This window comes from Acidithrix sp. C25 (genome assembly GCF_904848545.2).
Genome location: NZ_CAJHCI020000006.1, coordinates 657,501 through 669,990 on the forward strand (window position 1 = coordinate 657,501; position 12,490 = coordinate 669,990).

The following is a 12,490-nucleotide window of genomic DNA, read 5'->3' on the forward strand; positions in this document are numbered from 1 at the left end:
GCCGCAGGAGACCTGAGGAAGGCTGTCCCTAGTACGAGAGGACCGGGACGGACGTAGCTCTTGTGTGCCAGTTGTCCCGCCAGGGGCATGGCTGGTTAGCAACCTACGGAAGGGATAAGCGCTGAAAGCATATAAGCGCGAAGCTCTTTCCAAGATGAGGTCTCCCACAGGGTTAACCTGGTAAGGCCCGTGGCAGACTACCACGTTGATAGGCCGGAAGTGTAAGTGTGGCAACACATTCAGCTGACCGGTACTAATCGGCCGAGGGCTTGGAGCTAAATATAAAGCTCGTGCTCGCTATAGGTAGCTCGATGATTCGAGCAACCAAGATATTCCGGTGGCCATAGCGGCGGGGAAACACCCGTTCCCATTCCGAACACGGAAGTAAAGACTGCCAGCGCCGATGGTACTTGGGGGGCAACTCCCTGGGAGAGTAGGACGCCGCCGGATATATATTTGATAAATGAGCGAAGCTACATTGGTAGCTTCGCTCATTTTGGTTTAATGCGTTTTTGCAGTGTCACTTTCCGATTTGGCTAGGCGTGTTTCTCCGGTTCGGTTGAATTGCTTTTTGGGTGCATTTAGCGTTTTGGCGGATTTAGCGTGCGGTTTCTCTGTCAAAGGGAACAACGCTGGATAGTCGTTATTGTTTATGGACGAATTGCTTGGTTGGTGAATTGTTTGTTTTTTTGCATTACTAGCCCAGAGGAACCATAAGAGTGCGTCATTATCCACTTGGGTTACATATTTTGGCAGTTTATGGTTGCTATGCAATTGAGCCTTTGGAGCTAGGGTAAATCCCTGCATTTGCGCGATTTCTATCCACTGCTGTCGTTTTTGGGTGCTTTGGCTTGGGAGTGATTTCAGTCCTTTAGGCTTTGGCTTGGCTTTTGGTCACTGTAAGGTTCGATGCTTTCTTTTATCATTGTTCTGTCTTTGCGACTTACTGGATATGCTTTAGTCGTTTAATTTAGATGGTTCGTGTTTTCGACCTTGCTTTTAGTCGAAGCTTTCCGAGATCCATCTCCTGAGGGTGGTCGAGATGATTAGTCACTGTTTTTTCTTTTTCCCAAGGTTGGTGAAGAGGTGCGTTCTTCGGTTGATTCTGTTTATTTTTTGGCGATCAGATTTTAGGATCTTTGGTACTTCGATGGTGGAGGATGGAGAGGTTTGAGGATTGGTTTAGTCCATGTGATTGTTTTACCATTTAAGGATTGGCTAAGTCTGGTTCTATTTTTTAGTTGACCATTTACCTACTATCTCTAATCCTTCTTTTTTCGGAGTACAAAGCCAAAATTGGGTTGGGATACGCCGTGCAGTTGTCTCCTGGGAGATAACTTCGTAATTGAATTTTTATCCGTTTTGGATTTTAATCTCCGTACTTAATGCCGAACACGGCATAGCAAACCCATTCGCAGTCAAAAAATACCACCCGAAAGAGTCGATTTATGAATTGCGCAATTTCTCCTAGAAAGTCGATCGATCCCACGGTGCATAAGCCAGAGAAGCTGGCTCATGCTAGCTTGACTCGGTTGTCCTGGAGGCTAGTTGTTTTAGATTGTCAATATAAACGTAAGTAGGTTTAGTTTTGTGGGTCAATTTGGATTCGCTTAGATGGGTAGGAACTATCCAATTGGCAAGCTCAAACGGAACTCCTAACAACTGAATCTAACCTAAATTCAGAGATCCCTAATTATCTCTGAATTGCTACTGGATCTCTCATGGTGCGTTTTGATAATTGAAAGTTGAGTGGGCCAGTAACCTAAATGTGCTGGGACCATTTTTGGTTTAGCGTTTTCGTCACGATAGATGTGTGGAGGTGGGATTGACCCAATGGTAGGTGCATCTGATAGTGGTTCGTTGCCGCTTAGATCTTTCGTTTGGTTAACGCTAATGCGTCGGCGTTAATTCGATGAGGGGGCGAGATAATCAAGTACCAGAGATAATTTGGCTAGCGATCCTGTATTTCGGATCAAAGGTGAGAATACGGCGCGCTATGGCGGTGTTAGATCGTGCTGATGAGTTTTAACACCACCGTCCCATGTCGGTTAGCTTTACTCAAAAGGACATGAAGGCGAACCTTCGAAATCCTGGATTGTTTTAATTAGTTCAAGCAGTGCTGGAATGGCGGATATGATGGCAGCCTTGGCATCTAGATTGATGTCGTCAAGTCCCCTAACCAAGAGCGACAAGCGGTGGTCTCTAAGAGTGGAGATAGTCTCCTCTCCATATGGAGTTAGACAGAGGGTGCCTACTCTTCGGTCATTATCTGAGGTGGCTCGATTGAGGATGCCCAGTTTCATCAATCGTTTGATTAAGGTGGAGGCTGTATTTGGAGCAATAGAGAGTGCATTGGCCATTACGCCTACTCTCACATTGGGGTGATCATAGACATATCGAAGTAACTCATATTCAGGTGATGAGAAGACGCCATCTGTGTATAACTCTCTTTGGCTTCGACGAAGGGTACGCCGAAGTTGGCCAATGGCCTGTGCTAATTCCACCGCAACTTCGTTAGTGTCACCATTTGCTTCGCTCATCGACTATAGTTTATTCTGTAACAGAAATAAATCTCCTGAAGGTCTCAAAATTCTGCGTTAGGTAATTGGTTTCGTTCGATCGGTCTCGATATCGCTTGTATCTCCTTTTTCGGCGGAGTTAGGGACGCGACAGGTGGGTAGTCAATTGCCCTTCATATGCATTTTGGAAAGGTCGCCAATGGCCGCTTTACTAGCGTCAACTAACGGTAAATCTGTATCGCAGAATGATCGATATAAATGGATTGCTCTCTCCAATACTACTCTAGGCGTATTGATGGCGACGATAGATTCATCGATCACCCTTATTGCGCTTCCAGATATCTTTCGAGGAATCGGCCTCAACCCACTTGGACCGGGTAATAGCTTTTATCTGCTTTGGATGATTCTTGGGTTTTTGATCGTAACAAGCGTCTTGGTGGTGAGTCTTGGCCGTTTGGGTGACATCTACGGTCGAGTTAAGATGTATAACCTGGGCTTTGTTATCTATACGGTTGGCTCTTTGCTATTGACCATAGACCCCTATAAGGGAAGGTCAGGAGCCCTCTTTTTGATCGTTATGCGTTTGGTGCAAGGGTTAGGTTCGGCCTTCTTGGTGGCTAATGCTTCGGCGATTTTGGCCGATGCGTTCCCGGCAAACCAAAGAGGTACGGCTCTTGGAATCAACCAGGTCGCTGGTATTTCGGGTTCCTTTATCGGCTTGATTTTAGGAGGTTTACTAGCTCCTATCGATTGGAGATTGATCTTTCTAATTTCAGTCCCGATTGGACTTTTTGGGACCATTTGGGCATATCTAAAGCTAGAGGAACGGGGTATCAGAAAGCCAGCTAAGATCGACTGGCTTGGCAACGTTACATTCGCTATTGGATTGATATTAATTATGGTTGGTATTACCTACGGCATCCAACCGCACGGTACGAGCGCCACTGGATGGACATCCCCATTGGTTCTTGGAGAATTGATCAGCGGCATTGCATTCTTTGCGATCTTTGGATTTATTGAAACCAAGAGCGCCTATCCAATGTTTCGAATTTCCTTGTTCAAAATTCGGGCCTTTAGCTTTGGTACGATATCTACATTCTTAGTCTCGATTTCTCGCGGCGGCTTAATGTTTATGCTAATTATTTGGTTGCAGGGGATCTGGCTTCCCCTCCATGGTTATAGTTTTTCCGCCACTCCATTGTGGGCGGGAATATATATGCTCCCTCTAACTCTGGGCTTTCTAATTGCGGGGCCCATGTCAGGCTACCTGTCAGACCGATATGGTCCTAGAATCTTCGCAACGATTGGTCCGATCGGAACAGCGTTAGCCTTTGTGGGGTTTCTAGAACTCTCTGTCGACTTCTCGTATTGGACATTCGGCCTTATCTTGTTTGTCTCGGGCCTCTCTCAAGGGGTGTTTGCGGCGCCGAATCGTGCTGCGGTTATGAATAGCCTTCCGGCTGAAAACCGAGGAGTTGGTGGTGCGATGAATTCGACCTTTCAAAACTCTGCGCAGGTGTTTTCTATCGGAATTTTCTTCTCTCTCATGATCGCAGGGCTATCAATCTCTTTGCCTGGTGCGCTAGTTAGTGGATTGGGTTCTCAGGGAGTAGCACACGCTACAGCTGTAACGCTGTCTCATGTGCCTCCTGTTTCCGTGCTCTTTGCCGCACTCTTAGGGTATAATCCGATAGCTAAGCTTCTGGGTCCCCACAATATGTCATTGCTTTCACATCATGCCGCGACCGTTTTGACTGGTCGAACATTCTTCCCGAAGTTAATCTCAGCTCCTTTTGCATCAGGGCTGCGTGAAGCTTTCATCTTTGCTATCGTAGCTTGCATCATAGCTGCCGTTATTTCGGCTGGTCGGGGTCGAGGTGACAACATTGCGCTCAAGTCGGAACTAAATGATGACTGGCCGATTGAGATAAATGTCGAAGGGATCTAAGGGCTCTTGGGAGCTAAAGTAGTTTGTGCTGTTGCCAATAGGAAGATAATTAAAAGAGTCGCCAACTCTAAATGATTGGTCGACGTTACCGAACTTGATTAAGTGCTATTTAGTATCAGTAATTACATCTAGATGGTGCTAGCTTTTGGCTAAAGTGATCTTTTTGTAGGTGTTGTTGTTTAGGCTGGTGGGCTTGGGGTCGTAATGATTGATTTAATAGTTAATTTAATCTCAACTACTTATTGTGATAGTGATAGTTATGTGGATAAGCCAAGAGTTATTGATTGTTCATTTGATTGTAGATTATGGTAAGGTTTTTTTCAAGAGATCTTTTTATAATTAAAGTAAATTTAGCTATTCAAAGTCCATAAGCCTATGGTAAATGGTGCGTAGTTGGTCTTTGATGTCGTTTTTATGCCGATAATCTACCCCCTAGCTAAATTTGGGCCTTGTTCCTATTTCGCAGCAGAGCTATCGACAATGTAAAGCTTTGCTTGAAGATCATACATTGCTATACATTGCTTGAGATTTAGTTCGCGCGATCTTATTAGCGCCATTAGTGTTGATAATTTTATTAACTAAACATAGGGTGTTAGCGGCAGCTATATTATTAGATTAGTTTGCGTACCAGATCTCAAATATGTTAGCCTCAGGCGCTCCTAGCTTTACGCTAAATCAAATGGAATTAGGTCTTGTTTTGGTGACTTATTTAGCTGGTAATTACGCCAACTCTGAAACGACGAGGTGTCGCTTGGGCTTAGACGCATTTGCATTGCCGAATGGGGCCATCATTCACCAAAGAGAAACTTCAAGATGTCAGATCTAGTGACAACGGCTACAACTTTGGGGCCATCGGTAACAGCTAGGGTACGCAACTTGAGATCGTGCATAATTGTCGCTGCGGTCTCTATAGTGTCATTGACCTTTACCGAGGCTGTCTTCGTGGTCTCCATTGCATCGGCGACCTTGGATGCGTATGCGGCGCGGAGCTGCGTCTCGTAATGCTTGACAGCAGGTGGCCACGCGCCAAATTCAGCGAATATCCCAAATACCGTGGGAAGGTGTAGTCGAACACCCTCGACTAATAGATCATCATCGCTAAAGATTCCAATGAGCGCTGCTTTGTCATCAAGTACTGGCAGTACTGAGACGTTGTTTTTGATTAATTTGGCTGCCGCCTCTTGGATTGACTCCTGTGGCTCGACATATATCAGGCTGGTTGACATTATTGAGGAAACTGCGGTATTCGATGGATCACGTTTAGTGGTTGCCATAGCTATGATCTCCTTTTACTTTATCAAGGTCACATTAGATATTGTGGCATTTATATCTACAATCTACTCCTATTCGAGATGATATTCCATTTTCCTTTAGGAATGGCTACCAAAGGTTACTTTAGTGCTAATGATCTCGCATCCCGCAAAATATGATAGCGAGGGTAGGTACTTTTTGAAGATCGCTGGTTCCAATGCTGATTTGGTTATTCACTGCACTCATCGCTTTTGCTTTGCGGCGACAAATGCTTACCGAAGGTGAGGATGACTAGTTTCTTTGGAGATGAACTAAGCAACCGACAGACCATGCCTAAGGAGTTCAATGTCTTGAATCAAAGTAGTCGTATGTGCCCTAAATCATCCAGCCTGCTTCGGTGTCAGTAGGAGATAGATCTGCAGTTTCCTTGGAGGTCCTTCGACTATGGTTTTCAATTTGCTTCATATTAGCTAGTTATGGTTGGGATTCTCTGGCCATGTAGGCAAAGTTTGCTATCGAACCTCTATTGGATACTGGTTTTCAATTGGGATAAATGTTTTGCCTTTGGTCCAATAACGTTGTTATTTGTCCAGTTATATGCGGATAGGCAAGCGTATTTATGGTCGATTACTTTTGACAGACTTATGAGTTTTTAGGGAATAGGTACCTTGGAAGCTGTATCCATTGGTGTGGGATTGTCTGGAACAAGGAGGCGCGCCGAGCTTTTTATGGGTTAGGGGCAATTGTGTGTAAAGATCCTTATTGGCTGGTGGTGAATTATTTATTTCGATGGTCCTCCAAATCGATCCATCGGCAGCGCTAGTCAGTTCGCTATCGGTGGTTTTTTCAATGAAGGGTACGTGGGTTAATTTTCCATCTAACGATATCGGATCATTCCAGCAATTTAATGTAACCCTGGTGTGAATATAATCATAAGACTTTATTGATTAATAGGATTGTAATTCGCCCATGTACGGTAGTTTGGGATAATGAATTTCGAGGGTTTTTTAAAGGAACTTGAGCCGACCGTAGGGTCGCTTATGACAAAGCATCTCGGAATGTCCAAGGAGTGGTTTCCTCATGAATTGGTACCATGGTCTAGAGGTCGTGACTTTGTGGCTGGGGAGGAGTGGGACAGTTCTTCTTCGACCATTAGTCCGGGAACAAGAAGTGCACTCTTTGTCAACTTACTTACAGAGGACAACCTTCCGTATTATTTCAATGCCTTGCTTGCGGCTTTCGGAAGTGATGATAGCTGGGGAGCCTGGGCTCGTCGATGGACAGCCGAGGAGCACCGTCACTCCATCGTAATTCGTGACTATTTGACGGTCACTCGTTTGATTGATCCAATTACCCTGGAACGTAGTCGAATGAACCAAGTGTCGAATGGTATCGTACCGGAACCTGTCTCTCCTGTCGACACAATTGCATACGTTACTCTTCAAGAGCTCGCAACTAGGGTGGCCCACCGAAATACGGGTAAGTTAATCGGAGACGAAGTTGGCTTTGCTATTATGGCTCGCGTTGCTAGCGATGAGAATCTCCATCATCTTTTCTATCGTGACTTGACCCTGGCTGCTCTGGAGCGAAATCCCAGCGAGACGCTTGAGGCGATCGAACGGCAAGTCCGAAGTTTTTCCATGCCTGGAACTGGAATAGATGGGTTTACGGAGCACTCTAAGAATATCGCAAAAGAGGGTATTTACGACTTTAGCCTTCATTACGACCAAATCATAGTTCCAGTTGTCCTTAGGAATTGGCGAATTTGTGAACTGAGCGGCCTTACACCGGAGGCGGATGCTGCTCGGGAGCGACTAATGAAGTTTATCGCCCGCCTTGAGGTGGCAGCTCGACGAACCAGAGCACGCAGAGACGATATTGAGGGTGCGGCTCAATCTAATATGGACCGATCATAGGGCGCTCGTCGACAATATAGACACAGGCCTGGTCTATGTGTCATAACCTGTGATATCACTTTAGATTTAAGGCGATTTGTTGCGAATTCGTTTAATTTGTGGTCGCTTTAGTCCGGAATTAAGAGAAGGTCAGTTATCTCGAGGTCTAAAGCATAAGCGGCGCCCCTTACTACTTGGGTTTTCATATCCTTTGAACTTCCTCGACGATACAATTTACGACCTAGCCCAAGTAGGTTGTGCTTTTGACGCCTTTGTAATGCGATTCTAAACTATGTTCGGGAGGTTTTGCACTTTGGGTGATCACCCACTCGGGACAGGGCTACTTCTGCTTGTGAGGGGAGTTGGTGGTGGTCGTAGCACTCCTAGCTAGTTTGATGGATCCATAAGTACTTATGGATCCATCAAACTAGCTCCAAATAATTAGCGATAAAGAAATAGCTCCAATTGATAGATAGCTTCAGGTTTATCCTTTTTTATCGGTCCAATATTGATTGATCTGGTGTGGTTTTTCCGATCCAAATGCATTGGCTAAAATACATTGTATTGAATGGTTTTTTACCTTGGGCATTAGGGAGTCCTTCGGTTGACTTTATTCGCTAGGCTAGTGACTAAGTATTGTGCACCTAGATTTTTGGGTATTTGATAGCTTTATCTTCTAGTTAAAATTGGATATCAGAAGATTGTGGTTCTATTTTTGTGCTGTAGTTTTGGGGGCCGTCTGTGACGGAATCCACAAGTTATATTGAGGGATATTTGGAGGAGTTGCGCCTTGTCTTTGGGAGGGCTAATGCAACTATAGACGCATATTATCAGGATCTAGGGAATCTGAGTGCGGTTCTAGAAAATCTTGGCTCTAACCTTTTGAGCGCGGACTCTAGAGTAATCGGTATCGCCATTGACCAACTTGGCAGCCGTTTAGCAACCACTTCCTTGGTGAGGCTTATCTCAGTCGCTAGGGGTTTTTATCGGTATCTCCTAAACATCGGAGCGATCAATCTCTCTCCGCTTGAGGGGTTGGAGGTTCCAAAGGCTCCGCTATATTTCCCAGAGGTATTGGAAATCCACGAAGTGGAAGCGCTCCTAGATGTAATTAATCTTGGTACAGATTATGGAGTTCGGGATCGAGCAATGTTGGAACTGGCCTATGGCTCAGGACTTAGGGCTTCAGAGGTAATAGGAGCCAACGTTGATGATCTGGATTTGGAAGAGGCACTTGCTCGAGTTCGCGGCAAGGGAGATAAGTTCCGCATTGTTCCTCTAACTCCCCTTAGCGTGTCCATGTTGAGGAGGTACATCTACGAAGGAGCTCGTTCGAACTTGGAGGGCCATTCTCGCTCCTCGGCTCTCTTTTACTCCTCTAGGTCCAAGCGGATTTCGCGTCAAGCGCTATGGCAGATAGTGAAGAAATATGCACTTTTAGCGGGCATTCGAACTTCGATTCATCCTCACACCCTACGCCATAGCTGCGCGACTCACATGGTAGCAGGAGGAGCCGATATTAGAAGTGTGCAAGAACTACTTGGTCACTCTTCGATTACCACAACTCAGATCTATACCCATATAACTCCAACTAGGTTGCTGGAGGTCTATCGAGCTTCGCATCCGCGAGCGTAGTTTATCTATCGGGGGAAAGATCTCTATAATCTTAGCATGGAAGAAATTAAGGCTGAAAATAAGTCAATCAAGGAGTTTCTAAACCAAGAGCGTGAGATATTGACGGCCAAGGTACAAGAACTTGGCAAAGACGCAACGGTTAATGGTGGCTATGATCCTAACTTTGCCGACTCGTCAGTTGTGATTGCTGAACGGGTTGAGGCCGAGGGACAATTGGCTAATTTAGAGGTTGCCCTTGCCGAGGTGGAGGTTGCACTCACCAAGTTGGATTCGAATAACTATGGCATCTGTGAGAGTTGCCATAGAGAGATTGCCACCGAACGGCTAGAGGCCATCCCTACCACTCGGTATTGCCGTGATTGCGCATCAAACCATAAGGCCTAGCTTCAATTACAAGGGCGAAAGTTGTAGTTACCACAATTCGCATATCATTGATAGGTAACAAATATGTGTAGACGTGGAGCTAATTAGTTGAACCGTAAAGTTCTAATATATGCCGGTATCGCCCTTGTGGCATTTATTGCTCTCTCAAAAGGAATCTTGAATGTCTACTTAGGTATAAATTTTCTTGCGGCGATCATCGCTCTTGTCTTGCACGAGATTTCGCATGGATTGGTGGCTCTTTATTATGGCGATCATACTGCAGCTAAAGCGGGTCGCCTCCGTCTAAACCCACTGGCTCACATTGATCCATTTGGTACATTGATACTACCGGGTATGTTGATGCTTTTAGGGCTTACCCCGATTGGATACGCCAAGCCGGTGCCCGTAAACGCCGCTAATTTGCGCAATCCAAGACGTTCATCCTTGGTGGTCTCTTTAGCGGGCCCAGTTACGAATTTGATTCTCTCGATATTAGCCGGGATCATTCTTAGAATCTTTGTCTTTTCGAACTCCTATGGCAGTACGACTCCGATTCTGGGTGGGTCCATAAATACCACTAGCTTAATTGGCTATTTCTGGGTTTATTTCGGCATAATAAACGCTATTTACTTTATATTCAACATTCTTCCTATACCGCCTCTTGATGGTTCGGCTATTCTTCGTCGCGTTATAGGTGAGTATAAGTTTGCTGCAATTACGGCTAATCTAAAGTTTTTGATACCGATTCTACTTTTGGTAGTCTTTATTTTCCCAGGGGCGCTGAGCTCGATATTTGCGCCAATCGTACGATTATGGCTCGACGTTTTTCTTCCTTCGACCGCTTACCTATGATTTTAGAGCCATATCTCCATTTCGATGGAGGTCGACGATAGCGGGGTTGCAAATTTTGGTGAGTGTGGATTGTTCGATCTTAGATGAAGGCACTAAGGGCCATTTGAACCTCTTGGAACGTAGCGGCCCAACTCTTTGATGGGCGTCAAAGTCGTTTTTTGGTACGTATCTCTTTGCCTTTTCCCTTATAATTGAGTTGGTCGAGTTTTTCCCATTGGCGATCTTAAAAGGGCTCTCCTAAAATAGATGTGGATCAAGCAACCCTTTCGTAGGGGAGCTTGAGATCAATCGGACCGCATGAAAGCATCACCAAAGCAAGTGTTGATTTTGCAGAGTGAAGACCATAGCATCTAGCAATGGCGGATCTAATTTATTGTTTAGACCCTCAAGCCTTCCGTTGGAGACACCCTTTTCAAGCTAGGGGGCTCAATAGCAGCCATAATTCCATCTTTATGGGTTCGAATTGTCTTTGACAATCTGACAAAGCTAGGTATCCGTGATCGTGAAGCACGAGCACACCAGGAATCCAAGAACTCAGCTACTTCGTCATTGGATAATCCACTACCGAATATCCCTCTTAGGGATTCTTTCATCTCTAAGGGCTTTAGAAGTATTGCAGCGGTTGACTTTATTTGACGTAGAGTCTCATTTTGGCGTTGAGTCAAATCACCAGGATTCTTTAGTAATGCCCATCTTGCACTCACAAACCTACGGGCGTAATCTGGAGTAGGAAGTTTTCTCAGTTGGCGCCATAGGTCGCATCTTACCTCCTCCAGGGCCTCAGTGCCCAATTTAACGACATGAAAAGGATCGAGGTTGCGACCTAAGTATCTGGTGTGCGATCAGCGAAAGCTTTAGCAAAAGCTGGTCCCATGTCCATTGTTGCTACTTGTGTGAGAGCTTGGAACGTTGCGAACCAAGCTCACATAAGAACCCATCTAGACTCTTAGCGCTTTTTCCTTCTGCTCCATAGACGATCTTTCCAGTTTCATGATCTGTTACGGGCTCTAAATAACTTGGGTTATGTACTTATGGTGTTTACGATAGGCAATCTCATCTACCTCTATTATTGAGAGCTTCTCTAGTCGCTTTGGATCGATCTCTTTGGCTACTACTCTCTCACAGATCGTACCAACTGTTTTCTGAGCAATCCGGGTGAGCTTCGTAACTGTTGTTTTATCCATCTTTGCGGTTGAGCCGGCAACTAGATGTTCAAAGTCTCTCGTGAAGCGTGTTACTGGCCATTGAGAACTGCAAGTTGGTGGACACGAAGAATGCATACAAGTGGCCATCACTTTTGCACATTTTACCACAGCTCGCGTTTATCTGAGGCCGCTTTTTTTACTATTACAGTAGCTATTTCATTCGGTCCTTCTATGGGCATTTCTTGTCGAGGAGGTGAAATAATGTAACCTTTGGTCGCAAAGGTCTATTAACTACTCCAACTTGCATCCAAGAGCAGTTAATTGTCGATTAGATGAAAGTGCTCTATCGAGGCGCAGTGTGATTTTTAGATAGGGTTGAGATTTCGTTGAGGGCGACTTGGAAAAGATCTCTTTATTATTCTTTTTTATGGGTAGTAGCTACAGGTTGTTGAGCCTGTGGGCGAAGATCGTTGGATTATGCGTAAACGCGAAGCGTTTTCCACATTTCAACTTTCGTTTGCGTAGCAATCGTCCACAACTCAATAACCCCCATTACGTTCCTGGATAGGTGGAGGTTCTAGATTCTAGATTCTAGAGATCTAGCGAGTATTGACGGCACCGCAAGTTACCCAACCCAACCAAGAGGCCCCATCGTGAACCCCAATGGCCCGTTACGCGACGATAGAGCGACGATAGACCATCACCCAACCCAACCAAGAGGCCCCATCGTGAACCCCAATGGCCCGTTGCGCGACGATAGACCATCACCCAACCCAACCAAGAGGCCCCATCGTGAACCCCAATGGCCCGTTGCGCGACGATAGAGCGACGATAGGTTTGCTTGCAATCGAACAAATTGGCCCCATCAGCTCTTGGGCATGA

General features: G+C 45.4%; 9 protein-coding genes, 2 rRNA genes and 1 pseudogene (1 of these 12 running past the window's edge). 7 read left to right on the plus strand and 5 right to left on the minus strand.

Annotated elements, in window-relative coordinates; all coding sequences use genetic code 11:
• Window positions 1-277, plus strand: a 23S ribosomal RNA gene (locus ACIDITHRIX25_RS72050); it begins 2,728 nt to the left of the window's first position.
• 56 nt (window positions 278-333) lie between these two features.
• Window positions 334-450: ribosomal RNA gene (rrf, locus tag ACIDITHRIX25_RS72055) — 5S ribosomal RNA — on the plus strand.
• 1,604 nt (window positions 451-2,054) lie between these two features.
• On the opposite strand, the gene ACIDITHRIX25_RS72060 is transcribed toward rrf, so the two are convergent.
• On the minus strand, window positions 2,055-2,540 hold the full coding sequence (locus tag ACIDITHRIX25_RS72060) for a MarR family winged helix-turn-helix transcriptional regulator (protein WP_201732496.1): 486 nt from the start codon (window positions 2,538-2,540) through the stop codon (window positions 2,055-2,057).
• 178 nt (window positions 2,541-2,718) lie between these two features.
• On the opposite strand from ACIDITHRIX25_RS72060, the gene ACIDITHRIX25_RS72065 reads away from it, so the two are divergent.
• Window positions 2,719-4,467 (plus strand): MFS transporter, encoded by a 1,749-nt coding sequence (locus ACIDITHRIX25_RS72065; RefSeq protein ID WP_201732497.1) that lies wholly within the window; start codon window positions 2,719-2,721, stop codon window positions 4,465-4,467.
• A 788-nt stretch (window positions 4,468-5,255) separates the two neighbouring features.
• Here ACIDITHRIX25_RS72065 and ACIDITHRIX25_RS72070 read toward each other — a convergent pair.
• Window positions 5,256-5,741, minus strand: coding sequence for a CBS domain-containing protein (locus ACIDITHRIX25_RS72070; protein WP_052606987.1), 486 nt, complete (start codon window positions 5,739-5,741; stop codon window positions 5,256-5,258).
• 966 nt (window positions 5,742-6,707) lie between these two features.
• On the opposite strand from ACIDITHRIX25_RS72070, the gene ACIDITHRIX25_RS72075 reads away from it, so the two are divergent.
• From ACIDITHRIX25_RS72075 to ACIDITHRIX25_RS72090, 4 genes are all read left to right on the plus strand, one after another.
• The gene (locus tag ACIDITHRIX25_RS72075; protein WP_283770395.1) at window positions 6,708-7,634 is read left to right on the plus strand and encodes an acyl-ACP desaturase; all 927 of its coding nucleotides are present in this window, start codon (window positions 6,708-6,710) and stop codon (window positions 7,632-7,634) included.
• Window positions 7,635-8,354: 720 nt separating this feature from the next.
• Entirely contained in the window at window positions 8,355-9,248 is an 894-nt protein-coding gene (locus ACIDITHRIX25_RS72080; RefSeq protein WP_052606985.1) for a tyrosine recombinase, read from the plus strand.
• Window positions 9,249-9,284: 36 nt separating this feature from the next.
• Window positions 9,285-9,632 (plus strand): TraR/DksA family transcriptional regulator, encoded by a 348-nt coding sequence (locus tag ACIDITHRIX25_RS72085; protein ID WP_052606984.1) that lies wholly within the window; start codon window positions 9,285-9,287, stop codon window positions 9,630-9,632.
• 87 nt (window positions 9,633-9,719) lie between these two features.
• Complete coding sequence (locus tag ACIDITHRIX25_RS72090) at window positions 9,720-10,463, plus strand: site-2 protease family protein (RefSeq protein ID WP_052606983.1); 744 nt, start codon at window positions 9,720-9,722, stop codon at window positions 10,461-10,463.
• Window positions 10,464-10,840: 377 nt separating this feature from the next.
• On the opposite strand, the pseudogene ACIDITHRIX25_RS72095 reads toward ACIDITHRIX25_RS72090, so the two are convergent.
• The 3 genes and pseudogenes from ACIDITHRIX25_RS72095 to ACIDITHRIX25_RS72105 form a co-directional block, all read right to left on the minus strand.
• Window positions 10,841-11,266, minus strand: a pseudogene (locus ACIDITHRIX25_RS72095) (ISL3 family transposase); the annotation flags it as partial.
• Window positions 11,267-11,470: 204 nt separating this feature from the next.
• Window positions 11,471-11,743, minus strand: a complete 273-nt coding sequence (locus tag ACIDITHRIX25_RS72100; RefSeq protein WP_201732500.1) for a hypothetical protein — start codon at window positions 11,741-11,743, stop codon at window positions 11,471-11,473.
• A 456-nt stretch (window positions 11,744-12,199) separates the two neighbouring features.
• A complete protein-coding gene (locus ACIDITHRIX25_RS72105; protein ID WP_201732501.1) occupies window positions 12,200-12,463 on the minus strand; it encodes a hypothetical protein in 264 nt (87 codons plus the stop codon).
• Between the last annotated feature and the right edge of the window lie 27 nt (window positions 12,464-12,490).